This is a genomic window from Pseudomonas sp. TE3-3-F2023 (assembly GCF_036784815.1).
Taxonomy (GTDB): Bacteria; Pseudomonadota; Gammaproteobacteria; order Pseudomonadales; family Pseudomonadaceae; genus Aquipseudomonas; species Aquipseudomonas pudica.
The window spans coordinates 2,362,887-2,385,563 of sequence record NZ_CP145113.1 but is presented as its reverse complement, the minus strand read 5'-3'; the positions used below and the strand labels follow the sequence as shown (position 1 = coordinate 2,385,563).

General features: G+C 63.3%; 18 protein-coding genes, 5 tRNA genes and 1 pseudogene. 9 read left to right on the top strand and 15 right to left on the bottom strand.

Annotated elements, in window-relative coordinates; translation table 11 throughout:
• Positions 1 to 251 precede the first annotated feature (251 nt).
• Together V3314_RS10895 and V3314_RS10890 are read left to right on the top strand one after the other, a co-directional pair.
• Positions 252 to 2,801, top strand: coding sequence for a fimbria/pilus outer membrane usher protein (locus V3314_RS10895; RefSeq protein WP_338460201.1), 2,550 nt, complete (start codon positions 252 to 254; stop codon positions 2,799 to 2,801).
• A gap of 116 nt (positions 2,802 to 2,917) precedes the next feature.
• A complete protein-coding gene (locus V3314_RS10890; protein ID WP_338460200.1) occupies positions 2,918 to 3,868 on the top strand; it encodes a fimbrial protein in 951 nt (316 codons plus the stop codon).
• 100 nt (positions 3,869 to 3,968) lie between these two features.
• On the opposite strand, the gene V3314_RS10885 is transcribed toward V3314_RS10890, so the two are convergent.
• The 5 genes from V3314_RS10885 to V3314_RS10865 form a co-directional block, all read right to left on the bottom strand.
• Positions 3,969 to 4,044 (bottom strand) — tRNA-Gly (locus V3314_RS10885).
• Positions 4,045 to 4,128: 84 nt separating this feature from the next.
• A tRNA-Gly gene (locus tag V3314_RS10880) sits at positions 4,129 to 4,204 on the bottom strand.
• Positions 4,205 to 4,207: 3 nt separating this feature from the next.
• Positions 4,208 to 4,283 (bottom strand) — tRNA-Glu (locus tag V3314_RS10875).
• A 91-nt stretch (positions 4,284 to 4,374) separates the two neighbouring features.
• Positions 4,375 to 4,450 (bottom strand) — tRNA-Gly (locus tag V3314_RS10870).
• Positions 4,451 to 4,454: 4 nt separating this feature from the next.
• Positions 4,455 to 4,530 (bottom strand) — tRNA-Glu (locus V3314_RS10865).
• A 377-nt stretch (positions 4,531 to 4,907) separates the two neighbouring features.
• On the opposite strand from V3314_RS10865, the gene V3314_RS10860 reads away from it, so the two are divergent.
• A complete protein-coding gene (locus tag V3314_RS10860; RefSeq protein WP_046617062.1) occupies positions 4,908 to 5,675 on the top strand; it encodes a hypothetical protein in 768 nt (255 codons plus the stop codon).
• Positions 5,676 to 5,802: 127 nt separating this feature from the next.
• Here V3314_RS10860 and V3314_RS10855 read toward each other — a convergent pair whose 3' ends face one another.
• A complete protein-coding gene (locus V3314_RS10855; protein ID WP_003260813.1) occupies positions 5,803 to 6,285 on the bottom strand; it encodes a GAF domain-containing protein in 483 nt (160 codons plus the stop codon).
• Positions 6,286 to 7,173, bottom strand: coding sequence for an ATP-binding protein (locus V3314_RS10850; protein WP_338460199.1), 888 nt, complete (start codon positions 7,171 to 7,173; stop codon positions 6,286 to 6,288).
• 204 nt (positions 7,174 to 7,377) lie between these two features.
• Here V3314_RS10850 and V3314_RS10845 point away from each other — a divergent pair, with 204 nt between their 5' ends.
• Positions 7,378 to 9,735 carry a response regulator gene (locus tag V3314_RS10845; RefSeq protein ID WP_046615475.1) on the top strand — a complete coding sequence of 786 codons (2,358 nt, stop codon included), beginning with the start codon at positions 7,378 to 7,380 and terminating at the stop codon, positions 9,733 to 9,735.
• Here the strand turns inward: V3314_RS10845 and V3314_RS10840 are convergent.
• A complete protein-coding gene (locus V3314_RS10840; RefSeq protein WP_015269382.1) occupies positions 9,725 to 10,213 on the bottom strand; it encodes a glutathione peroxidase in 489 nt (162 codons plus the stop codon). The two genes, V3314_RS10845 and V3314_RS10840, sit on opposite strands and share 11 nt — an antisense overlap.
• Before the next feature lie 13 nt (positions 10,214 to 10,226).
• Positions 10,227 to 10,622 (bottom strand): peptide-methionine (R)-S-oxide reductase MsrB, encoded by a 396-nt coding sequence (msrB, locus tag V3314_RS10835; protein WP_015269381.1) that lies wholly within the window; start codon positions 10,620 to 10,622, stop codon positions 10,227 to 10,229.
• 167 nt (positions 10,623 to 10,789) lie between these two features.
• Between msrB and V3314_RS10830 the strand changes: the two genes are divergently transcribed.
• Positions 10,790 to 12,001, top strand: coding sequence for a pyridoxal phosphate-dependent aminotransferase (locus tag V3314_RS10830; RefSeq protein WP_023661072.1), 1,212 nt, complete (start codon positions 10,790 to 10,792; stop codon positions 11,999 to 12,001).
• A 288-nt stretch (positions 12,002 to 12,289) separates the two neighbouring features.
• Entirely contained in the window at positions 12,290 to 13,177 is an 888-nt protein-coding gene (htpX, locus tag V3314_RS10825) for a protease HtpX (RefSeq protein WP_003259721.1), read from the top strand.
• Positions 13,178 to 13,346: 169 nt separating this feature from the next.
• On the opposite strand, the gene V3314_RS10820 is transcribed toward htpX, so the two are convergent.
• A complete protein-coding gene (locus V3314_RS10820; RefSeq protein WP_108479835.1) occupies positions 13,347 to 13,997 on the bottom strand; it encodes a thiopurine S-methyltransferase in 651 nt (216 codons plus the stop codon).
• Positions 13,998 to 14,098: 101 nt separating this feature from the next.
• Between V3314_RS10820 and V3314_RS10815 the strand changes: the two genes are divergently transcribed.
• A complete protein-coding gene (locus tag V3314_RS10815; RefSeq protein WP_046615477.1) occupies positions 14,099 to 14,866 on the top strand; it encodes a class III extradiol ring-cleavage dioxygenase in 768 nt (255 codons plus the stop codon).
• A 152-nt stretch (positions 14,867 to 15,018) separates the two neighbouring features.
• Here the strand turns inward: V3314_RS10815 and V3314_RS10810 are convergent.
• Both V3314_RS10810 and V3314_RS10805 read right to left on the bottom strand, forming a co-directional pair.
• Positions 15,019 to 16,732 (bottom strand): annotated as a pseudogene (locus V3314_RS10810) (DEAD/DEAH box helicase).
• 393 nt (positions 16,733 to 17,125) lie between these two features.
• Positions 17,126 to 17,881: a spermidine synthase gene (locus V3314_RS10805; protein ID WP_046615478.1), complete on the bottom strand. Its 756-nt coding sequence runs from the start codon at positions 17,879 to 17,881 to the stop codon at positions 17,126 to 17,128.
• A gap of 116 nt (positions 17,882 to 17,997) precedes the next feature.
• Here V3314_RS10805 and V3314_RS10800 point away from each other — a divergent pair, with 116 nt between their 5' ends.
• Positions 17,998 to 19,344: a 3-deoxy-7-phosphoheptulonate synthase class II gene (locus V3314_RS10800; RefSeq protein WP_046615479.1), complete on the top strand. Its 1,347-nt coding sequence runs from the start codon at positions 17,998 to 18,000 to the stop codon at positions 19,342 to 19,344.
• On the opposite strand, the gene V3314_RS10795 is transcribed toward V3314_RS10800, so the two are convergent.
• Together V3314_RS10795 and V3314_RS10790 are read right to left on the bottom strand one after the other, a co-directional pair.
• The gene (locus V3314_RS10795) at positions 19,325 to 20,545 is read right to left on the bottom strand and encodes a crosslink repair DNA glycosylase YcaQ family protein (RefSeq protein ID WP_135001897.1); all 1,221 of its coding nucleotides are present in this window, start codon (positions 20,543 to 20,545) and stop codon (positions 19,325 to 19,327) included. The two genes, V3314_RS10800 and V3314_RS10795, sit on opposite strands and share 20 nt — an antisense overlap.
• Before the next feature lie 145 nt (positions 20,546 to 20,690).
• On the bottom strand, positions 20,691 to 20,909 hold the full coding sequence (locus V3314_RS10790; RefSeq protein WP_046615481.1) for a DUF1127 domain-containing protein: 219 nt from the start codon (positions 20,907 to 20,909) through the stop codon (positions 20,691 to 20,693).
• Between the two features lie 96 nt (positions 20,910 to 21,005).
• Here V3314_RS10790 and V3314_RS10785 point away from each other — a divergent pair, with 96 nt between their 5' ends.
• A complete protein-coding gene (locus V3314_RS10785; RefSeq protein ID WP_338460198.1) occupies positions 21,006 to 21,857 on the top strand; it encodes a LysR substrate-binding domain-containing protein in 852 nt (283 codons plus the stop codon).
• A 28-nt stretch (positions 21,858 to 21,885) separates the two neighbouring features.
• Here V3314_RS10785 and V3314_RS10780 read toward each other — a convergent pair whose 3' ends face one another.
• Positions 21,886 to 22,635, bottom strand: coding sequence for a sulfite exporter TauE/SafE family protein (locus V3314_RS10780; RefSeq protein WP_153671218.1), 750 nt, complete (start codon positions 22,633 to 22,635; stop codon positions 21,886 to 21,888).
• Positions 22,636 to 22,677: the final 42 nt, after the last annotated feature.

The window sequence follows — 22,677 nt, the reverse complement described above, 5'->3', positions numbered from 1 at the left end:
CAAGACGCATAGGTTTTCAATCAGACGGCGCTCCCGGCAGCAATATTCGCCGGGAGTCACCACCCCTCCCCTGTCCATATCTCTCTACAGCGCGCAAGACTGTTCCTACATCCGCCTCAGACCTCCCTCCCTACCCTGTCGGTCCCGAACCCGGCGCCGTCAGCCTCCCCTGATGCATGCCGCCTTCTGCATACAGCCAAGCCCCAGCTCCTGTCTCAGCCCCGGAGCCAAGGGTGCCCTAGGGACCTTCCATGCCCAAGCTTCACTGCCGCAGGCCTGCCTTGACACCTCCACTGCCCGCGTTGGTGGGCAGTTCATTACTACTGCTGTTGATCACGCCAACCTTCGCCGCCACGCCGCGCTTCCAGGCCGAGTTCATGCACCAGGCCGCAGGCCAGGCCAGCGAGGCCGGCGCCTTTGCCCTGCAAGCGCTGGCCGAGCAAACCCCTCTGGCAGCCGGGCGCTACCGCGTGCAGGTCGTGGTCAATGACACCACGCCCTACACGCGCGAGATCGACATTCACAATAACGACGGGCAAGGCCTGCAGGCCTGCCTGACCGGCGAACTGCTGCGCGCCTTCGACCTGCGCGAAGAAGCCCTCGATACGCCATTGCCCACCGATGACAGCTGCGTGGACCTGGCCGTCATGGTGCCCCAGGCACAGGCCGACTTCGACCCACAACGCCTGCACCTGGCATTGTCCATCCCCCAGATCGCCCTGCGCCGACACACCGCGGGGTCAGTACCCGAAGCGAGCTGGGATGCCGGCATCACTGCCGCGTTCGTCAACTACCAGGCATCGGCACAGCACTACAGCAGCGACAGCGGCCGCCGCCGCAGCAGCCAGGACCTGTACCTGAACAGCGGCATCAATGTCGCCGGCTGGCGCCTGCGCAGCACCCAGGCGCTTCGTGACAGCACCGATGGCCAGTTCGACAGTCGCCACAGCGACACTTATGCGCAAAGCGATGTGCCGGGGCTGCGGGCCAACATCACCCTGGGCGAAACCTCCACTGGCGACGAAGTGTTTCGCAGCGTGCCCTTCGTCGGCGCACGGCTGGCTTCGGACCTGGACATGTACTCCGACACCGAACAACAGTACGCCCCGGTGATCCGCGGGGTAGCCCAGACCCGCGCGAAACTGGAGGTGCTGCACAACGGCTACCCGATCTACTCCACCTACGTGGCACCCGGGCCATACGCCATCGATGACCTCAGTGTCGGTGCCAGCCATGGTGAACTGGAGGTGATCCTTACAGAAGCCGATGGGCAGGTACGCCGTTTCACCCAACCCTATTCGTCACTGGGCAACCTGCTGCGCGAGGGTGTATGGCGCTACAGCGCAACCGTGGGTCGCTACAACGGGGCCGAGGAGCTGGACCGGCCACGGTTCTGGGAGGGCACGCTGGCCCGGGGCGGAGTCTGGGACAGCACGCTGTATGGCGGTGTGTTCACCAGCGATTACTACCGCGCCGGCGCCTTGGGTGTCGCCCGTGACTTCGCCGATCTGGGTGCGCTGTCGTTCGACGTCACCCACGCAAACACCGACCTCGACAGCTTGAAAGGCCAGGTGCAAGGGCAGAGCTTTACCACGCGTTATGGCAAGAGCTTCGCAACCGGTACCAATCTGCGCTTCGCCGGCTACCGTTATTCGACCGAAGGCTACCGCGATTTTGTCGAGGCCGTCCGGGAACGCAACCAGTCCGCGCATTACCTGGGCAACCGCCGTAGCCGACTGGAAGCTTCGGTCTACCAGAATGTCGGCAATGGCTCGCTGAGCCTTACGTTCTCGCAGGATGATTACTGGGGCAGCACTGCCCAACGCCGTCAGTACCAGGTGCAGTACAACACGCGCTGGCGTGACGTGAGCATCAACCTGTTCGCCTCCCAGGCCCTGACCGACAACACCGGCGATAACCGCATGTTCGGCCTGAGCCTGTCGCTGCCCCTGGATTTTGGCCGCCGCCATACCGCCAGTTTCGACCTGCAACGCTATGACGGCCGCTACAGCGAGCGTGCCAGCCTCAGCGGCGGGATGATGAACAACCAGCTCGGCTACCAGGTATCGCTGAGCAACGACCAGCAAAACAACACCAGCGGCGCACTGTCCCTGGCCCATCAAGGGACCAACGTCAGCTACGGGGGCGGCTACACCCAGGGTGCCGACTACCGCAGTGTGTCGCTCAACGCCAGCGGTGCTCTGCTGGCCCACGGTTCTGGCATCGTATTGGGCCCCTACATGGGCGAGACCGGCGCCCTGGTGCACGTGCCTGACGTTGCCGGCATCACCCTGGCAAACACGCCGTCGAGCCAGGCCAACCGCCAGGGCTACCTGCTGGCATCGAACCTGCGCCCTTACCGGCTGAATTCGCTGTTGCTGGATACCGACGAGCTTTCGCCGGAGACCATCATCGACAATGCCACGCAACAGGTTGTGCCACGCCGGGGCGCCATCGTCAAAGCCAGCTTCCCCAGCCGCCAGGTGATGCGCATGGTCCTGACCCTGCAGCAGGCGGACGGGCGCCCATTGCCATTCGGCACACAGATAAGCGATGCCCAGGGCAATGTCTTGGCGGTGGTCGGCCAGGCCGGCCAGGCGCTGGTCGCCAGCGATGTACCGGGGCTCCAGCAATTGCACGCGCGGTGGGCAGACCAAGCCACCCGCGAATGCCAGGTGACGGTCAACCCCGGCGAAATTCCCCAGGTCAATGGCTACCGCCTGAAAACGTTAACGTGCCAACCCCGGCATGCACCGTCTTCAACCCAAACCGACATGAATCACCAGGAACACACCTCATGAGCACATTTCGATGCACGGCACCGCGCCCTGCCGTCACCGCTGCCTGCGCCTTGGCATTGGGGCTGCTCTGCAGCGAGGCACAGGCCAAATGCGATTGGCAAACGGGCGCTACCTACATGAGCTTCAATCTTGACGTGGGCACCCGCTGGGTACCACGGGACGCCCCAATCGGGAGCGAGATTGCCAGCATCCCATTGAATGTTCCGAACGACTCGAGGGCGGCACTGCACTGTTTTTATGAGGCCTCGCCCCCTACGACCTTCAGCATGCCCGCCTCAACGGCCATGGCCTTGGGTGTGCCTGTTCAGGGTCAGCGTTTTGCCGACAGAGTGCTACTCACCAACATCGACGGTATCGGTGCCATCGTCACCGTGGGCCCACCCTTCACAGGTGCGGCGTACAATTCGTTCACACCCGACGACAACAAACTGACCATTCCTTACAAGGGCACCATGCGCACGGATACAGGATTCGCTGCGAGAGTGGCCAACTTCAGAGGCACCTTGCAACTGATCAAGACCGGCCCGATACCTGCAGGCGAATACGACCTGAACAGAGAATTGTTCCACGGGCTTACCAATGACAAAGGCAAGGTCATGGACTTCAGCGTACGTGGCAAGATCAGGCAAGCGCAATGCAAGTTGCTGGGCAACCCAGTCAGCGCCGACCCGGTCAGGTTTGCAGACCACACGCTCGCTGATTTTACCGGCCCTGGGCCAGTGGGCACCGAGGTGGCGTTCAACATCCGCCTCAGCGACTGCGATGACGACAGTACCGCGCCCACGGCCTTCGCCCATATCGAACTGGACGGCACCAACGGCTCATCGGTGGTAGACGCCGATCAGGGGGTCTTCAGCCTGGGCACGGGTTCCACGGCAGACGGCTTCGGTATCCAGATCATGCACGGTGACGGGCGGCCACTGCCGCTGCAGAAAGCCGTCGAGGTGAAACAACTGAACGTCGGCGATACCGTTCTGGACTTCAAGGCACGCTACTTCCAGCTCGACCGTAAGGTGAAGGATGGCGAAGCAAAGGCCTCGTTGAAATTCACCATCAGCTACAAGTGAGCAAACCAAAGGCGCCTTGCGACAGGGCGCCTTGGCAGGCCAATTTCAGCAAGGCGAAAACGAAGAAAGGGACTTGCGTCCCTTTCTTCGTTCTTCGATTTGGAGCGGGAAACGAGACTCGAACTCGCGACCCCGACCTTGGCAAGGTCGTGCTCTACCAACTGAGCTATTCCCGCATTGTGAAGCTGTACCACTATCGGCGTGAAGCGCCTTGAAGACCTTCACCACCACTGCACCGCATAGACGCCACAGTATTGAACTGGAGCGGGAAACGAGACTCGAACTCGCGACCCCGACCTTGGCAAGGTCGTGCTCTACCAACTGAGCTATTCCCGCAAATGGCGTCCCCTAGGGGACTCGAACCCCTGTTACCGCCGTGAAAGGGCGGTGTCCTAGGCCACTAGACGAAGGGGACACACGACACTTTTCAGTGCACCAGGTTTGAACCTCACGATTCAGCCTGGATTTTCTTTTCCTGCCCCACCATTAGGCGCTGCCGGAGAAACTGGAGCGGGAAACGAGACTCGAACTCGCGACCCCGACCTTGGCAAGGTCGTGCTCTACCAACTGAGCTATTCCCGCAATTTGGCGTCCCCTAGGGGACTCGAACCCCTGTTACCGCCGTGAAAGGGCGGTGTCCTAGGCCACTAGACGAAGGGGACACGCTGCTGGCATTACTGCCTGCTTTCACTCCCTGCCGCGTTTCGCTGTGTGCTTTACGCTGCAAGTGGCGCGCATTCTATGGATGGTTCGGACAGGCGTCAACCCCTTTGTAGAAATTTATTTAAATCAATGACTTCCGGGTAGGTAGGGGTGCAGTTGCGGGCCGGGTTGTCGATATAGAGAGAGGGGTACCTGCACCGCCCTCTTCGTGGCTAAAGCCGCTCCCACAAGGACCGCACGAAGCCTGAGGGCGGTGCGATCCCTGTGGGAGCGGCTTTAGCCGCGAATAGGCCGGTACAGGTATATAGCCGCTGTTCGTCCCCAGACGAACTCACTACACTCAAGGGTGTAATTCTTCTTCAATGAGGCATTAACGGTGACACCACTTCTGATCACCCTGCTCATCGTGGCGGGTATCGCGTTGCTGATCGTGATCGGCTACCTAAACAATGTGGTCGAGAACGGCAAGCTCGAGCGCGCCCGGATGAAGGTCGAGCTGGCCGACCGCCTGCGCCGCTGTGGCGAAATCACCGAGACCTTCCCAGGCCAGTTCATGACACCGGCGCTGAAGTTGCTGCTGACCCGCCTGGAGCTCAACCTCAACCAGCGTCAACTGGCGATGGACAAGCACAATGCCGAAATCAAGGCGCGCATCGCCGAACTGGAGAGGCTGATTGCCCAGGGCGGGCAGATACCGGTGAACAACCCGCCCAACCCGATCCAGACCGAGATCAAGGCCAAGGATGTGCGCTTCCTGCTGGAGGCGTTGCACAACCAGGTGACCCGCGCCGCCCAGGAGGGCTTCCTGCCCACGCCCGAGGCAAAGCAATGGGTCAAGGAAATCCGCCATATTCTGGTGCTGTTGCATATCGAGTTCTTCAACAACCTAGGCCAGCAGGCCCTCCAGCAGAACCAGCCAGGCCAGGCGCGACTTGCGTTCGAGCGCGGCGTGCAGTACCTGCGCAAACAGCCGGAACCAAAGGTTTATGAGGAGCAGCTTACGTACCTGGAGAAGCTGCTGGCCCGGGCCAACGCCCAGGTGCTGGACCGCATGGCTCCGGCGGAGGACGAGCAGAATGAACTGACCCAGGGGCTCAAGACCGATGAGGAAGAGACCTGGAAGAAGAAGGTGATGTACGACTGATGCTTTAACCTTTACCGGCCTCTTCGCGGCTAAAGCCGCTCCCACGGGGACCGCCTCGCCCTCAGGCTTGATGCCATCCTTGTGGGAGCGGCTTTAATCGCGAAGAGGCCGGTACAGGCAACGACCATCAGCAGTCGGTCAGCTCCAGGAAGATCGCCGCCAACCGCTCCAGCCCCACCTGATCCGCCTCACTGAAGCGCCCAAGCTTCGGGCTGTCCAGGTCCAGCACACCAATCAACCTGCCCTCCTTCACCAGCGGGATCACCAGCTCGCTGTTGGACGCGCTGTCACAGGCAATGTGCCCCGGGAACGCATGCACGTCCTCTACCCGCTGGGTCTGCCGAGTGGCCGCTGCCGCTCCGCACACACCCTTGCTGAACGGGATGCGCACGCACGCCACCTGGCCCTGGAACGGGCCCAGCACCAGTTCTTCGTTGCGGTTGAGGTAGAAGCCCGCCCAGTTGAGGTCGTCCACCTGGTTATAGAGGAATGCCGAAAACTGCGCGGCATTGGCGATGAAGTCACGCTCGTCGGCAAACAGCGCCTGCACTTGCGCCGCCAGCAGGTTGTAGCCGTCGAGGCCGGCGCCACTGGCATTGAGGTCGATCATTTACTTTTGCTCCAGCAATTGCAGCCCGACCCAGTAGCGGGCGAACTGATAGGCACAACGGCCATTACGGTTACCGCGGCCGGTGGCCCAGCGCACGGCGAGGATGTCGAGTTCTTCGCTGCGCTGCCAGGCCAGGCCGGCAGTTTGTGCGAGCTGGCCGATCCAGTGCTCGACCACGTTCAGGAAGTGTTCCTGGGTGAAGGGGTAGAACGACAGCCACAGGCCAAAACGGTCGGACAGGGCAATCTTGTCTTCTACCGCTTCACTGGGGTGCAGCTCGCCGTCCACGCGCTTCCAGTTCTCGTTGTCGCTTTCCTTCTCCGGTACCAGGTGGCGGCGATTGGAAGTGGCGTACAGCAGCACGTTGTCCGGAGCCTGCTCGAGTGAGCCGTCGAGCACGCTCTTGAGCACCCGGTAGTCGCCCTCCCCGGCTTCGAACGACAGGTCGTCGCAGAACAGGATGAAGCGCTGCGGCAGTTTCTGCAGTTGCTCGACCACCCGTGGCAGGTCGGCCAGGTGGTCGCGTTCGATTTCGATCAGGCGCAGGCCGGCACCGGCGTGCTCGGCCAGCAGGGCACGTACCAGCGACGACTTGCCGGTGCCGCGCGAGCCCCACAGCAATGCATGGTTGGCCGGCATGCCGTTGATGAACTGATGGGTGTTGCGGCCCAGCTGGTCACGCTGATGGTCGACGCCAATCAGGTCGCTGAGGCGAATGTCCAGGCTTACTTCCAGCGGCAGCAGGTAGCCGCTGCGGCCATCGCGCTGCCAGCGCGCGGCCAGGGTGGTGGCCCAGTCGATGTCCGGGCGCTGGGCCGGCAACAGAGGTTCGAGGCGGGCCAGTACCGATTCGGCACGGTCCAGGAAAGCAATCAAGCGAGCGTCCATGACGACTCCTACGAATTTCAGTTTTTTGGGGCCGCTGCGCGCCCCTTCGCGGGCTTGCCCGCTCCCACAGGTACACTGCAAATCTCGAGGGCAGTGATATACCTGTGGGAGCGGGCAAGCCCGCGAAGGGGCGCAAAGCGGCCCCCGCTTGGCGATCAACTGAAATGAACAGACAGACCCACCAGCAGCCGGGGTTGATCGGCTATGCTTGCGCAGCGCAAGGGACGTGAAACCGGCTCGGGACACATGGATATCAAGTTCACCAATCGCCTGTCATACAAGCAAGCCCGGTTGACAGTCCTGGTCGGCTTCATCCTGGGAACATTGCTCAGTCTCATCCAGATAGGCATCGATTATGCCAGCGAAGACGCGTCCATCAACCGCGAAGTGCGCGCCTTGCTGCAAATCAGCCACAACCCGGCCTCGCGCATTGCCTACAACATCGATTCGGAACTGGCGCTGGAGCTGACTCGCGGCTTGCTGGAGTCGCCGGCAATCATCCGCGCGCGGCTGAGCGACAACAACGAAACGGTGCTGGCCGATGTCGAGAGGCCGCGCCTGCAGGACCGCTACCGACCGCTCAGCGACTTCCTGTTCGGCGAGCAACGCCAGTTCAAGGAGCGCCTGTACCTCACCCATATGCCCGACGAGGACCTCGGCACGCTGTACCTGGAGGTGGATACCTACGCCTTCGGCAGCCGCTTCCTCGACCGCGCCGGCATAACCCTGCTCAACGGCTTCGCCCGCAGCCTGGTGTTGACCGGCATCTTGCTGGCGCTGTTCTACATGATGCTGACCAAACCGCTGGTGACAGTCATCGGCGCGCTCAGCGGCAGCGACCCGCGCAAGCCCCGACAAACCCGCCTGGCCTGCCCGCACGGCCACGAAAACGACGAGATCGGCGTACTGGTGAAAGTCGCAAACCAGCAGTTCGTCAGCATGGCCACCGAGATCGAGCAGCGGCGCACAGCGGAAAACCGCCTTACCCAGTACCTCAACGAGCTGGAAGATATCGTCTCGGCACGCACCAACGAGCTGAAAGCCAGCAACAACAGCCTGAGCCTGTCCAACCAGGAGCTGGAAGAAGCCCGACGCCGGGCGCTGGACATGGCCCAGGCACGCGCCGCCTTTCTCGCCAACATGAGCCACGAAATCCGTACCCCGCTCAACGGCATGCTCGGCATGATCGCCCTTGCCCTGGACAGCCCGCTACCCAGCGAGCAACGCCAGCAACTGGCGATAGCCCATGACTCCGGCAAGGTGCTGGTGGAATTGCTCAACGATATTCTCGACCTGTCCAAGTTCGATGCCGGCCAGCTGGAGCTGGAGCGCATTCCGTTCGACATGGGCTCGATGGTCGAGGACACCGCCAACCTGCTGTCGCAGAACACCGCGCAAAGCGTGGAGCTGACCTGCCTGATCGCCCGGGACTTCCCCAGCAGCGTGCTTGGCGACCCCACGCGGGTAAGGCAGATCGTCAGCAACCTGCTGTCCAACGCCCTCAAGTTCACCCGCTTCGGCCGCGTGGATGTGCGCCTGGCGACCATTGTCGGCGGTGTGCGCCTGGAAGTGCGCGACACCGGTATCGGCATCCCCGAAGAAGCCCAGGCGCGGATCTTCCAGCCGTTCACCCAGGCGGGCGCCGGCATCACCCGCCAGTTTGGCGGCACCGGCCTAGGCCTGGCGCTGACGCGCAACCTGTGCAAGGCCATGCAGGGCCACCTGCATATCAAATCCGACCCGGGCTTCGGCAGCCGCTTCACCGCCGAGCTGCCGCTGGCCGTGCACACCGAGGCCATTCCGCCATCCCCATTGCACGGGCGCGTGGCTGCGCTGAGCGCGGCCGGCAGCGGGCTCGATGAACTGCTGCAGGACCTTTTGCCCGCCTGGGGCCTTGATTATCAGCGCCATGACAGCAGCGCGGAGTTGGACGCCACGGCCATAGACCTGTTGATCACCGACAGTCTCGACCAGCTGTTCGAACTGCGCCCGGCGCTGAAGACACCGATCTTGCTGGTGACCGCCTACGGCAACTTCCTGCCCAGCGAACAGTCGGTCACCCTCGCCCCCCTGCACCAGCTGGCCCGGCCGCTGGCGCGCAACGCCCTGTACCAGACCTTGCGCCGCACCTTGCAGGGCCACGAGCCCGAACACCCACTGGCCACCCCGGCCATTACCCTGGAACAAGGCCGTGCGCGCATCCTGCTGGTGGAAGACAACCCGGTGAACCAGCTGGTGGCCAAGGGCATGCTGGCCAAGCTCGGCTGCCAGGTACAGCTGGCCACCCAGGGCGCCGAGGCCCTGGAGCTACTGGAACAGGACGAGTTCGACCTCGTGCTGATGGACTGCAACATGCCGGTGATGGACGGCTACGAGGCCAGCCGGCGCATCCGCCAGAGCGGCCGCTGGCCCGATCTGCCGATCGTTGCCCTCACCGCCAACGCCATGCCCGAAGAACGCGAGCGCTGCCGCGCAGCGGGCATGAACGACTACCTGGCCAAGCCGTTCCGCCGTGAAGAGCTGCTGGCGCTGGTCGACCACTGGGTGCCTGTCAACGGCTGAGCAGTCGCTCGATATCCGCTTCCAGGGCCTGCGGCTTGGTGGTGGGGGCGTAGCGCGTTACCTGGCCAGAGGCCGGGTCGACCAGGAACTTGGTGAAGTTCCACTTGATCTTCTGGCTACCCAGAATGCCCGGGGCGCGCTGCTTGAGTTCGACGAACAGCGGGTGACTGCCGGGCCCGTTGACCTCGACCTTGCGGAACAGCGGGAAGCTCACACCAAAATTGCGCTCGCAGAACTGGGCGATTTCCCGTGCATCGCCCGGCTCCTGCTTGCCGAACTGGTTGCAGGGAAAGCCCAGCACCACCAGACCACGCGCGCGATAGGCCTGCCACAGTTGTTCCAGGCCCTTGTACTGCGGGGTAAAGCCGCACTGGCTGGCGGTATTGACCACCAGCAGCGCCTTGCCGGGGAAGTCGCCGAGCTTCTTGTGCTCGCCGCCCAGGGTCACGCAGGGGATGTCCAGTATCGATCCAGCCATGGTCGGGCTCCGGTCAGTCGCGCGGGCGCAGGTCGATGCACACCGAGTTGATGCAGTAGCGCAGGCCGGTCGGTGGCGGGCCGTCGGGGAACACGTGGCCCAGGTGCGCATCGCAGCGGGCACAGGTGACTTCGGTGCGGATCATGCCGTGGGAGGTGTCGCGGATCTCGATCATCGCGCTTTCTTCGATGGGGGCGTAGAAGCTCGGCCAGCCGCAGCCGGAATCGAACTTGGTCTGCGCATCGAACAGTGGCAGGCCGCAGCAGATGCAGTGGTAGATGCCGTCACGGCGCTCGCTGTTGTACTTGCCGCTGAACGGCCGCTCGGTGCCCTTCAGGCGGCACACCTGGTACTGCTCGGGGTCGAGCATCGACCGCCATTGTTCCAGGGTTTTCTCGATCTTTTGCATGTAGGGACCTCGGCAGGCTGAATTTCACTGCGCACCGTCTTTTCCGGGGCGCGGGTGGCACGTATATTAGTTGGCTTCGTGTGCCAGGCGTTCAGTCTGGCACCCGCTTCCTGCCCTTTCAAACCTTTCGGCGGGGCGTAGCGCGTTTTCTCAATCGGGATCCCATCATGCAGTTCAGCAAATCGAACAAGCTCGCCAATGTCTGCTACGACATTCGCGGCCCAGTGCTCAAGCACGCCAAGCGCCTGGAAGAGGAAGGCCACCGCATCCTCAAGCTGAACATCGGCAACCCGGCGCCGTTTGGCTTCGAGGCGCCTGACGAAATTCTCCAGGATGTGATCCGCAACCTGCCCACCGCCCAGGGCTACAGTGACTCCAAGGGCCTGTTCAGCGCGCGCAAGGCGGTGATGCAGTACTGCCAGCAGAAGCAGATCGAGGGCGTTGGCATCGAAGACATCTACCTGGGTAATGGTGTGTCCGAGCTGATCGTCATGTCCATGCAGGCACTGCTCAACAACGGCGACGAAGTGCTGATCCCGGCCCCCGACTACCCGCTGTGGACCGCCGCCGTGAGCCTGGCCGGCGGCAAGCCGGTGCACTACCTGTGCGACGAGCAGGCCGACTGGTTCCCCGACCTTGAGGACATCAAGGCCAAGATCACCCCGAACACCAAGGCCCTGGTGATCATCAACCCGAACAACCCGACCGGCGCGGTGTACTCCAAAGAGCTGCTGCTGGGCATGCTGGAACTGGCCCGCCAGCACAACCTGGTGGTGTTCTCCGACGAGATCTACGACAAGATCCTGTACGACGAAGCCGTGCACATCAGCACCGCCTCGCTGGCCCCCGACCTGCTGTGCCTGACCTTCAACGGCCTGTCCAAGTCGTACCGGGTGGCGGGCTTCCGTTCCGGCTGGCTGATCATCTCCGGGCCCAAGCACCACGCGCAAAGCTACATCGAAGGCATCGACATGCTGGCCAACATGCGCCTGTGCGCCAACGTGCCTGCCCAGCATGCCATCCAGACCGCGTTGGGCGGCTACCAGAGCATCAACGACCTGGTGTTGCCGCCGGGCCGCCTGCTGGAGCAGCGCAACCGCACCTACGAGCTGCTGAACGACATCCCGGGCGTGAGCTGCGTGAAGCCGATGGGTGCGCTGTATGCATTCCCGAAGATCGACCCGAAGGTTTGCCCGATTCACAACGACGAAAAGTTCGTGCTCGACCTGCTGCTGTCGGAGAAGCTGCTTATCGTTCAGGGTACGGCGTTCAACTGGCCGTGGCCGGACCACTTCCGCGTGGTCACCCTGCCGCGAGTGGATGACCTGGAGGCGGCGATTGGCCGGATCGGCAACTTCCTGCGGACTTATTCGCAGTAAGTACCGGCCTCATCGCCGGCAAGCCAGCTCCCACAGGATCTCCACAGGCCTGAAGATTGTGGGGTCCCTGTGGGAGCTGGCTTGCCGGCGATGGGCTGCAAAGCAGTTCCAAAACCCCACAGGATCTTTCTTACATCCTGCAACGCTCTATCCCACAGCCCCCGCGCCATCCTCTGCCATACTCCGCCGTACACAGTTTGAAATAGTCGCCCGATTGAATCGGCACGGCCGGCCCCTTATATACCCCGCAGTAAGCGACAACTCATCCGTCAGGAGAACGTAACAACCATGATGCGCATTCTGTTGTTTGTAGCCACCAACCTCGCGGTGGTGCTGGTTGCAAGCATTACCCTGAGCCTGTTCGGTTTCAACGGGTTCATGGCCGCCAACGGGGTCGACCTGAATCTCAGCAGCCTGCTGGTGTTCTGCGCCGTGTTCGGCTTTGCTGGCTCCCTCGTCTCGCTGTTCATCTCCAAGTGGATGGCGAAGATGACCACCGGCACCCAGATCATCAGCCAGCCGCGCACCCGCCACGAACAGTGGCTGCTGCAAACGGTGGAAGAGCTGTCCCGTGAAGCGGGCATCAAGATGCCCGAGGTGGGTATCTTCCCGGCATACGAGGCCAACGCCTTCGCCACCGGCTGGAACCGCAACGACGCTCTGGTCGCCGTGTCCCAGGGCCTGCTGGAGCGCTTCTCGCCCGATGAAGTGCGCGCAGTGCTGGCCCACGAGATCGGCCACGTGGCCAACGGCGACATGGTCACCCTGGCGCTGGTGCAAGGCGTTGTGAACACCTTCGTGATGTTCTTCGCGCGCATCATCGGCAACTTCGTCGACAAGGTGATCTTCAAGAACGAAGAAGGCCAGGGCATTGCCTACTACGTGGCGACCATCGTTGCCGAGCTGATCCTGGGCATTCTGGCCAGCATGATCGTGATGTGGTTCTCGCGCCGCCGCGAATACCGCGCCGACGAAGCCGGTGCTCAGCTTGCCGGTACCGCGGCGATGATCGGCGCCCTGCAGCGCCTGCGCGTGGAGCAAGGCCTGCCGGTGCACATGCCCGACACCATGAAGGCCTTCGGCATCAATGGTGGCCTGAAGCACGGCCTGGCCGGGCTGCTGATGAGCCACCCGCCGCTGGAAGACCGTATCGAGGCACTGCGCCGTCGCGGTTGATCCAACCGGTAGAAACAAAGGGCGACTTCGGTCGCCCTTTTTTGTACACCTGTGCCGGCCTCTTCGCGGGTAAACCCGCTCCCACAGGTTCACCACTTACCTTGAGGATTGTGCAGTACCTGTGGGAGCGGGTTCACCCGCGAAAGGGCCAAGACAGGCTACACACCTGTCAGCGGCTGACCCGGCAAACCCGCTCCAACAAGCTCGATACCCCGGCCTGCAAAAACTTCGGGCTTTCTTCAATCACCTCCACAGCCTCCAGCTCATCCAGCTGCCACCCGGCAAACCCTTGTCGCAGCTCTTCATCTCCTACCGAAAACGGCGGCCCGCCCAGCAAGGATTGGTCATAATCCAGAGTCACCACCAACCCTTGGCAACCCGTCGGCAGCAAGCGCGACAACAACCGCATGTAAGCCACACGCATCTGCGAGGGCAAGGCAATCAACGCCGCCCGGTCATACAGCCCCGCGCAGTCGCCGACATCCTCTGCCTGCAACGCAAAGAAATCCCCACACCAGAGCTCGACGTCACCACTGCGCCAAACCTCGAAAGCCCCACGCTGCTGTACCTCGGCCTGCAGCCCATGCTCGCGGAAGAATGCCTCCACCGCCCGCCGCGACAGCTCTACGCCCAACACGCGATACCCCTGCCCGGCCAACCAGGCCAGGTCCAGGCTCTTGCCGCACAACGGCACCAGCACGCGGCTGCCCGGCGCAAGGCCAAGCGTTGGCCAATACTTCTGCAGATAGGGGTTCACCTGCGCCTGGTGAAAGCCGATCTGGTTGTCGGCCCACCGCTGCTGCCAGAACGCTGGCTCCATGATCACTCCCGATTTTTAGATGGTTTGTCGGTAAAAGTTGGTTTGGATTTCGATCTGTAGTTGATCGAAGATGTGTGCATCTTAACCGTCAGGAACCCGCCATGCTGCCCAGCCTGTTCATTTCCCACGGCTCCCCCATGCTTGCCCTGCAACCCGGCGCCAGCGGGCCGGCGCTGGCCGGGCTGGCCAACGCCCTGCCCCGTCCGAAAGCGATCGTGGTGGTGTCGGCACACTGGGAAAGCCGCGAACTGCTGGTTACCGGCAGCGCACAGCCCGAGACCTGGCATGACTTCTACGGCTTCCCACCAGCGCTATATGCGGTGCAATACCCGGCGCCGGGTGACCCCACCCTTGCCGGCCAGGTCAGTGAACTGCTGCAGGCTACCGGGCTGCCAGCCCGGCTGGATGCGCAGCGGCCATTCGACCACGGCGCCTGGGTACCTCTGTCGCTGATGTACCCGGAGGCGAATATTCCGGTGGTGCAAGTTTCCCTGCCCAGCCACATGGGGCCGGCGCTGCAGGTCAAGGTAGGCCAGGCGCTGGCGGGTTTGCGCGGTCAGGGCATGCTGTTGATCGGCTCGGGCAGCATTACCCACAACCTGGGCGAACTGGACTGGCATGCCGGGCCGGATGTGATCGAGCCATGGGCACTGGCGTTCAGGGATTGGGTGGTGGAAAAGCTTCGGGCGGATGATCAGCAAGCGTTGCTGAATTATCGGCAGCAGGCGCCGTTTGCGGTGCGCAACCATCCCAGTGACGAGCATTTCCTGCCGCTGTTCTTTGCCCTGGGGGCTGGGGGCAAATTCGGGGTGGTGCACCAAGGGTTTACCCTGGGGGCGTTGGGGATGGACATTTATCGGTTTGGCTGAAGGGCCTCTTCGCGGGTGAACCCGCTCCCACAGGGTCTCCACAGATTTCAAGGCTTGTGCTGTACCTGTGGGAGCGGGTTTACCCGCGAAAGGGCCGGCACAGGCAAAAAAAATCCCCAGCCAAAGCCGGGGATTTTTTCATTGCGCCAGGATCAATCCTCGCGGTAGCGACGCAGCTTCAGCTGCTTGCCAGCCACGCGGGTGTCCTTGAGCTTGGACAGCAGCTTCTCCAGGCCATCTTCCGGCAACTCGACCAGGCTGAAGCTGTCGCGCACCTGGATACGGCCGATGGCGTCACGGGCCAGGCCACCCTCGTTGAGGATCGCGCCCAACAGGTTCTTGGCAGCGATGCCGTCACGGGCACCCAGGGCAGTGCGGCAACGCACACGGCCTTCGGCCAGCGGCATCGGTGCACGGCGCTCGCGGTCACCACGCTCCGGGCGCTCGCCACGCTCACCACGTTCGGTACGCTCACCACGCGGGGCGAAGCTCGGCACCAGCGGCTGCTCACGCTCTACCGCAGCCAGGTCCAGCGCCTGGCCATTGGTGGCCTTGCGCAGCAGGGCAGCAGCCAGGGCACGCGCGCTGCAACCCAGGTCGGCGGTCAGGCGGTCGAACAGCTCGCCGTGGGTGGCTTCCGCTTCGGCAACCAGCGGCGCCAGGCTCGAGGTCAGCTTCTTGATGCGGGCGTCCAGCACGGCCTGGGCATTCGGCAGGCGGGCTTCGGCAACTTTCTGCCCGGTTACGCGCTCGATCACCTGCAGCATGCGGCGCTCACGCGGGGTGACCAGCAGCAGTGCACGGCCATCGCGACCGGCACGGCCGGTACGGCCGATACGGTGTACGTAGGACTCCGGGTCGTACGGCATGTCGACGTTGAACACGTGAGTGATGCGCGGTACGTCCAGGCCACGGGCAGCGACGTCGGTAGCGACAACGATGTCCAGGCGGCCATCCTTGAGCGAGTCGATCACACGCTCACGCTGGTTCTGGGCGATGTCGCCATTCAGCGCGGCAGCCTTGTAGCCCTTGGCTTCCAGCGCGGAGGCCAGGTCCAGGGTGGCTTGCTTGGTACGCACGAAGGCGATCAGCGCATCGAACTCTTCCACTTCCAGCAGACGCAGCACAGCCGGGATCTTCTGGTCAGCGTGGACCATCAGGTGGGCCTGCTCGATCGCGGTAACGGTCTGGGTCTTGCTCTGGATCTTGACGTGCTTGGGCTCGCGCAGGTGACGTTCGGCGATCGAGCGGATCGACGACGGCAGAGTGGCGGAGAACAGCACGGTCTGGCGGCTGGCAGGGATGGCATCGAAGATCACTTCGAGGTCATCCATGAAGCCCAGCTTGAGCATCTCGTCGGCTTCGTCCAGTACCAGGTACTGCACGGTCGACAGGACTTTTTCGTCACGACGCAGGTGGTCGCACAGACGGCCCGGGGTGGCCACGACGATTTGCGCGCCGTTGCGGATCGCACGCAGCTGTGGGCCCATCGGGGCACCACCGTAGACGGCGACCACGTTCACGCCCGGCATCTGCTTGGCGTAGGTTTCGAAAGCGGTAGCAACTTGCAGCGCCAACTCACGGGTTGGCGCCAGGATCAGGGCTTGCGGTTCGCGCTTGCTCACATCGATCTTGTTGAGGATCGGCAGGGCGAAGGCAGCGGTCTTGCCGGTGCCAGTCTGCGCCTGGCCGATCATGTCGTGACCGGCGAGGATGATCGGGATCGATTGTTGCTGAATGGCGGACGGCTCTTCGTAGCCGGTCGCCAGAACGGCAGCAACAATATTCGGATTGAGATCGAGAGCGGCGAAGCCGCCGGTTTCCTGGGTCATGGGTCTGCCTCTAGGTGCATCCGCAAAGACCCATGCTCCAAAGCTGCACAAGCCATGAAAGACCGACAGGTCACCCAGGCAGCTTTGGCGGCGGGGATTTGCGAAAACGATTGAAAAAGATAAACGTGGGAAAGTCCGCCTAGCGGACGTGCAGCCGAAGCTGGACTCGGAGGGTTTACACCACCTGATTTTGCGGTCCGCTAAAAGACCGGCGCGTACTATACCCGAAATCGTGCGCAGACGTGAGGAATATTTTCAGGGTGCCTGACCAGTGTCGGGCCATCAACCACCAGGAACTGAATCGATAATTCTTTATTGCCTGTATCGGCCCCATCGCCGGCAAGCCAGCTCCCACAGGGACAGCCAACGCGGTCGGTGTGGGAGCTGGCTTGCCGGCGATAGGGCCAGCAGCCTCGACACAGATTCATCAGGTAGCCGGCCGAATCTCGCGGATCAGCCCTTCGAGGCTGTACCCCAGGCGCGGCGCCAACGCCTCGGCCCGGGCCCTCAGCCCATCCAGGTCCAGCGTCTGCTCCAGGTCCGCCGGTACCAGCAGGATCACATTGCCCTCCTTCACCGGCAGCTCCCAGTAATGCCGGTGGTACAACCCGCGCAGCAACGCCGCGCCCAGCGGCTTGCCGTCGTCGGTGGCCCACTGGTTGATCACCAGCCACCCACCCGGGTTCAGCTGCTGCTGGCAGTTCTCCAGGAAGTTCCACGCCAGGTGCCCCACCCCCGGCCCATGGTCGGTGTACAGGTCGACGAAAAGCAGGTCGGCCTTCTCCGCCGTGGGCAAAAGCTCCAGGGCATCGCCGATGCGTACATACAGCCGCGGGTCATCGTCCAAGCCCAGGTACTCCATGGCCAGGCGCGGTACGTCCGGGCGCAGTTCGATGGCCTCGATGTCGTCCAGCGGCAGGAACTTCATGCAGGCCTGGGTCAGCGTGCCGGCCCCCAGGCCGAGAAACAGCGCGCTCTCCGGCTGCTCGTGGCACAACGCCCCCACCAGCATGGCGCGGGTATAGTCGTATTCCAGCCAGCTTGGGTCGGCCGTGAACACGCAGCTCTGCTCGATCGCATCGCCGAATTCCAGAAAGCGGTAGTCGTCGACTTCATACACGCTGATGACACCAAAGGCGTCCTCCACCCGTGCCAGTAGCCGCTCTTCCCGTTCCGCCGCCATGCTCACCACCCACCCGCGCAAAAACGCGCATTGTCCGCCAACACCCTTGATGCAACAAGCGCAGCGCCAACTGTTACCATGGCCCATAGCCTACAACCGACAAGACCGAGCCCGAGATGAACCAACCGTGGAGCCCCGACAGCTGGCGTGCCCTGCCAATCCAGCAGCAACCGACCTACCCCGATGCCGCGCACCTGCTGAAGGTCGAACAGACCCTGGCCAGCTACCCGCCGCTGGTGTTCGCGGGCGAGGCACGCGAGCTGCGCCGGCAGTTCGCCGAGGTCACCGAAGGCCGCGCCTTCCTGCTGCAGGGTGGCGACTGCGCCGAGAGCTTCGCCGAGTTCTCGGCGGCGAAAATCCGCGACACCTTCAAGGTGCTGCTGCAGATGGCCATTGTCATGACCTTCGCCGCCGGCTGCCCGGTGGTCAAGGTAGGGCGCATGGCCGGGCAGTTCGCCAAGCCGCGCTCATCGGGCGATGAAACCATCGGCGACATCACCCTGCCCGCCTACCGTGGCGACATCGTCAACGGTATCGGCTTCGACGCGAAAAGCCGCATCCCCGACCCGGAGCGCCTGCTGCAGGCCTACCACCAGGCCACCGCCAGCCTCAACCTGCTGCGCGCCTTCGCCCAGGGCGGGTTTGCCGACCTGCACCAGGTGCATAAGTGGAACCTGGACTTCATCGCCAATTCGGCCCTGGCCGACAAGTACCACCAGCTGGCCAACCGCATCGACGAAACCCTGGCATTCATGCGCGCCTGCGGCCTGGACAGCGCGCCGCAGCTGCGCGAAACCAGCTTCTTCACCGCCCACGAAGCACTGCTACTGAACTATGAAGAAGCCTTCGTACGCCAGGACAGCCTGACCGGCGACTACTACGACTGCTCGGCGCACATGCTTTGGATCGGCGACCGCACCCGCCAGCTGGACGGTGCTCATGTGGAGTTTTTGCGCGGTGTGCACAACCCGATCGGGGTCAAGGTTGGCCCAAGCATGAACCCCGAGGAGCTGATCCGCCTGATCGACACGCTGAACCCGGCCAACGATCCCGGGCGCCTGAACCTGATCGTGCGCATGGGCGCCGGCAAGGTTGGCGAACACCTGCCGGGGCTGATCCGCACTGTCGAGCGCGAAGGGCGCAAGGTGCTGTGGAGCTCCGACCCGATGCATGGCAACACCATCAAGGCCAGCAGCGGTTACAAGACCCGTGACTTCGCGCAGATCCTGGATGAGGTGAAGCAGTTCTTCCAGGTGCACCAGGCCGAGGGCAGCCATGCCGGCGGTATCCACATCGAGATGACAGGGCAGAACGTCACCGAATGCATCGGCGGCGCCCGGCCGATCACCGAGGATGCGCTGTCCGACCGGTATCACACCCACTGCGACCCGCGCATGAACGCCGACCAGTCGCTGGAGCTGGCATTCCTGATTGCCGAAACCCTCAAGCAGGTGCGGCGCTGAGCAGCGCCTGGCGCAACTGGCTGCCCTCCTTGCGCGGGCAGTTAAGTTGCACCTTCTCCAGGCCCAGCCAACTGGCCAGGCGCAGGAGGTTGCCGGCCAGGGCCTGGTAACCTTCCTCGTCCAGGCCTGCGGCCTCCACATGCACGGCATGCACTGCCAGTTGCCCCTGGGCGCGCTCGGCGCGCAAGTCCACCCGTGCGCCGATGCGTTCGTGGTACAGGAACGGCAGCACGTAGTAGCCGTACACCCGCTTGTGCGCCGGGGTGTAGATTTCCAGGCGGTAGCGGAAGTCGAACAAGCGCTCGGTACGGTTGCGTTCCCAGACCAGTGAATCGAAAGGCGACAACAGCGCGCTGGCCTCTATGCGCCGGGGGATACGCGGTGCGCCGGCGCAGTAGGCGAGCTGCTTCCAGCCTTGCACCTCGACCGCTTGCAGGCGGCCGTCAGCCAACAGTTCGGCCAGCGCAGCCCTGCCCTGCCCCGGATCCAGGCGGAAGTAGTCGCGCAGGTCACGCTCGGTGGCTACGCCCAGGGCCGTGGCGGCGTGCAGCATCAAGCCCTGATGCGCCTCGGTCTCGCTGGGCAAAGGTTGGTCGAGGATCGCCTTCGGCAGGACCTTTTCCGGCACATCGTAAAGCCGCTCGAAACCGCGCCGGCCAGCGACCGTCACTTGCCCTGCGGCGAACAGCCACTCCAGTGCGTGCTTTTCCTCGCTCCAGTCCCACCAGGGGCCGGCCCGCTCCTCGCGGGTGGACAGGCTGCCTGCGCCGAGGGCGCCCTGTTCGCGGACGGCGGCCAGTACCCGGGCAATCACGTCCTGGCGTTCGCGGCCAAACTGCGCGAGCTGGCGATAGATGCCACGACCATCGGCGGCATGGGCCATGCGCCAGCGCAGCAGTGGGTACAGGCTCAGCGGCAGCAACGAGGCTTCGTGGCCCCAGTATTCGAACATCAGGCGCTGGCGGCCACGCCCCCAGGCGAGCTGGTCGAGGGCGGCAGGCGAGTAGTGGCCCAGGCGTGAGAACAGCGGCAGGTAGTGGGAGCGGACCAGGGCGTTGACCGAATCGATCTGCAACACGCCCAGGCGTTGCAGCATGCGTTTGAGTGCCGGCAGCGTCGGCACCGATTCTGGCTGCTTGCCGAAACCTTGGGCAGAAAGGGCCAGCCGGCGGGCCTGGTTGATGGACAGCTTGAGGGGCAAGCCTGAACTCCTTGTGGTGTCTGCACTGGCCCTTTCGCGGGTGAACCCGCTCCCACAGGGATACCGCTGGCCTCGGGCAATGTGGAGTTCCTGTGGGAGCGGGTTCACCCGCGAAGAGGCCAGTGATTCCACCGACAAACTTAGCCTATTTGCGCAGCGGGTCATCCCAGAAATGCCGCTCGGCCTCTTGCTGGATATCCGCTCGGCTCAACCCCAGGTCGTGCAAGGTTGCGTCACTGAGGCTGGCCAGTTCCTGGCGCTGGCGGTACAGCTGCAGCCAGCGTGCCGGGCGCTGCAGGGCGGCATGCCACAGGTGGTTCAGGGAAAAGGCAGATTGCTGGATGCTGCTGACATGACCTTTCATCGTGAAGCCCTCCGTGTTGATGGCTTCAGTCTCCTGCCAGGCATAAGATCAATCCAACGAATGTTTCTGATGCCATGCATCTCGGAGATTGATGCAATGTCCCAGTACCAGAGCCTCGATGCGGACGTACTGCGCACTTTCGTGGCCATCGCCGAGCAGGGCGGCTTCACCCGCGCCGGCGAGGTGGTCAAACGCACCCAGTCGGCGGTGAGCATGCAAATGAAACGCCTGGAAGAGGACATCCTCCAGCGCCAACTGTTCGAGCGCGATGGCCGCCAGGTGCGCCTGACCGCCGAGGGCCAGGTGCTGCTGGGCTATGCGCGGCGCATCCTCAAGTTGCATGGGGAAGTGTTCAACACCCTGCGCATGCCGCACATGGTCGGGGTAGTACGCATCGGCACGCCGGACGACTATGCCATGCGCTTCCTGCCGACCATCCTGTCGAGCTTTGCTCAGGCCTACCCACTGGTGCAGGTGGAGGTGCATTGCGACTCTTCCAAACAACTGATGCTGCGCCAGGACCTGGACCTGACTATCGTCACCCGTGAGCCGGGCAACGAGATTGGCCAACTGCTGCGCCAGGAACGCCTGGTCTGGGCCGCCGCGGAAGGCTTCTGCCCGCACGAGCAACGCCCCATGCCGGTAGCCCTGTTCAACACTGACTGCTTCTGCCGGGCCTGGACCTGCAATGCCCTGGAGGCCCAGGGCATCGACTACCGCATCGCCTATACCAGCCCGAGCCTGGCAGCGATCTTTGCCATCGTCACCGCAGGGTTGGCGGTGACCGCACAGTTGCAGAGCCTGATTGGCGGGAATATCCGCATTCTGGGCGAGAGCGAAGGGTTGCCGCAGTTGCCGGTGGCCAATGTGATGCTGGTGCGCAGTACCCAGAACCCTTCGCCGATTACCGACTGCATGGCCGACTACATTGTCGAAGGGTTCAAATAACTTGGGGCCGCAAAGCGGCCCCAAAATCTCAAAGCTCGAACCCGAGCATCACCGCACAACCCACCAAAAACACACAGAACATCACCCGCAACACCTTCTCCGGCAATGCATGGGCCAACTTCACCCCCCAGCTGATACTCAGCAGGCCGCCCACCGCCAAGGGGATCCCCACCCCCCAGTCAACACTGTGGTGCACCCCGTAAGTCACCAGGGTTACCAAGGTACTCGGCGCCGCCAGGGCCAGCGACAGCCCCTGCGCTACCACCTGGGTGGTACCGAACACACTGGTCAGGATGGGCGTGGCCACAACGGCCCCGCCCACCCCGAACAAGCCGCCCATGGTCCCGGCAAAGCTGCCCAGTACACCCAGCCACGGCCAGGCATACCGCAGCTCGGCGCTGGGCGGCGACACTTTCATGAACATCCGCGCCACGTTCCACACCGCCAGGGCCACCAGGAAGCCGACAAAGCCCAGGCGCATGGATTGCGCATCCAGCCCCACCGCCCAGATCGACCCCAGCCAGGCGAACACGAAGCTGCACAGCGACAGCGGCACCGCATGGCGCAACTCGATGCGGTTACGCTGGTGATAACGCCACAGCGCCAGCAGCACATTGGGCACTACCATCACCAGCGCCGTGCCTTGCGCCAGTTGCTGGTCCAGGCCAAACAGCACGCCCAGCGCCGGAATCGCAATCAGCCCACCGCCAATGCCGAACAAGCCACCCATGGTCCCCAGGGCTGCGCCCAGCACGATATACAACAACCATTCAATCATCAGGGCCTCATCCGCCTGTACACATAATGCGAGCATGCTAAC

Excerpts from the sequence above, each read along its gene's own strand:
- msrB (WP_015269381.1), bottom strand. The coding sequence starts at position 10,622 with ATGCAAAAGATCGAGAAAACCCTGGAACAATGGCGGTCGATGCTCGAC.
- htpX (WP_003259721.1), top strand. The coding sequence starts at position 12,290 with ATGATGCGCATTCTGTTGTTTGTAGCCACCAACCTCGCGGTGGTGCTG.
- V3314_RS10785 (WP_338460198.1), top strand. The coding sequence starts at position 21,006 with ATGTCCCAGTACCAGAGCCTCGATGCGGACGTACTGCGCACTTTCGTG.
- V3314_RS10805 (WP_046615478.1), bottom strand. The coding sequence starts at position 17,881 with ATGGCGGCGGAACGGGAAGAGCGGCTACTGGCACGGGTGGAGGACGCC.
- V3314_RS10800 (WP_046615479.1), top strand. The coding sequence starts at position 17,998 with ATGAACCAACCGTGGAGCCCCGACAGCTGGCGTGCCCTGCCAATCCAG.
- V3314_RS10895 (WP_338460201.1), top strand. The coding sequence starts at position 252 with ATGCCCAAGCTTCACTGCCGCAGGCCTGCCTTGACACCTCCACTGCCC.
- V3314_RS10815 (WP_046615477.1), top strand. The coding sequence starts at position 14,099 with ATGCTGCCCAGCCTGTTCATTTCCCACGGCTCCCCCATGCTTGCCCTG.
- V3314_RS10780 (WP_153671218.1), bottom strand. The coding sequence starts at position 22,635 with ATGATTGAATGGTTGTTGTATATCGTGCTGGGCGCAGCCCTGGGGACC.
- V3314_RS10850 (WP_338460199.1), bottom strand. The coding sequence starts at position 7,173 with ATGGACGCTCGCTTGATTGCTTTCCTGGACCGTGCCGAATCGGTACTG.
- V3314_RS10830 (WP_023661072.1), top strand. The coding sequence starts at position 10,790 with ATGCAGTTCAGCAAATCGAACAAGCTCGCCAATGTCTGCTACGACATT.
- V3314_RS10790 (WP_046615481.1), bottom strand. The coding sequence starts at position 20,909 with ATGAAAGGTCATGTCAGCAGCATCCAGCAATCTGCCTTTTCCCTGAAC.
- V3314_RS10845 (WP_046615475.1), top strand. The coding sequence starts at position 7,378 with ATGCTTGCGCAGCGCAAGGGACGTGAAACCGGCTCGGGACACATGGAT.
- V3314_RS10840 (WP_015269382.1), bottom strand. The coding sequence starts at position 10,213 with ATGGCTGGATCGATACTGGACATCCCCTGCGTGACCCTGGGCGGCGAG.
- V3314_RS10890 (WP_338460200.1), top strand. The coding sequence starts at position 2,918 with ATGAGCTTCAATCTTGACGTGGGCACCCGCTGGGTACCACGGGACGCC.
- V3314_RS10820 (WP_108479835.1), bottom strand. The coding sequence starts at position 13,997 with ATGGAGCCAGCGTTCTGGCAGCAGCGGTGGGCCGACAACCAGATCGGC.
- V3314_RS10855 (WP_003260813.1), bottom strand. The coding sequence starts at position 6,285 with ATGATCGACCTCAATGCCAGTGGCGCCGGCCTCGACGGCTACAACCTG.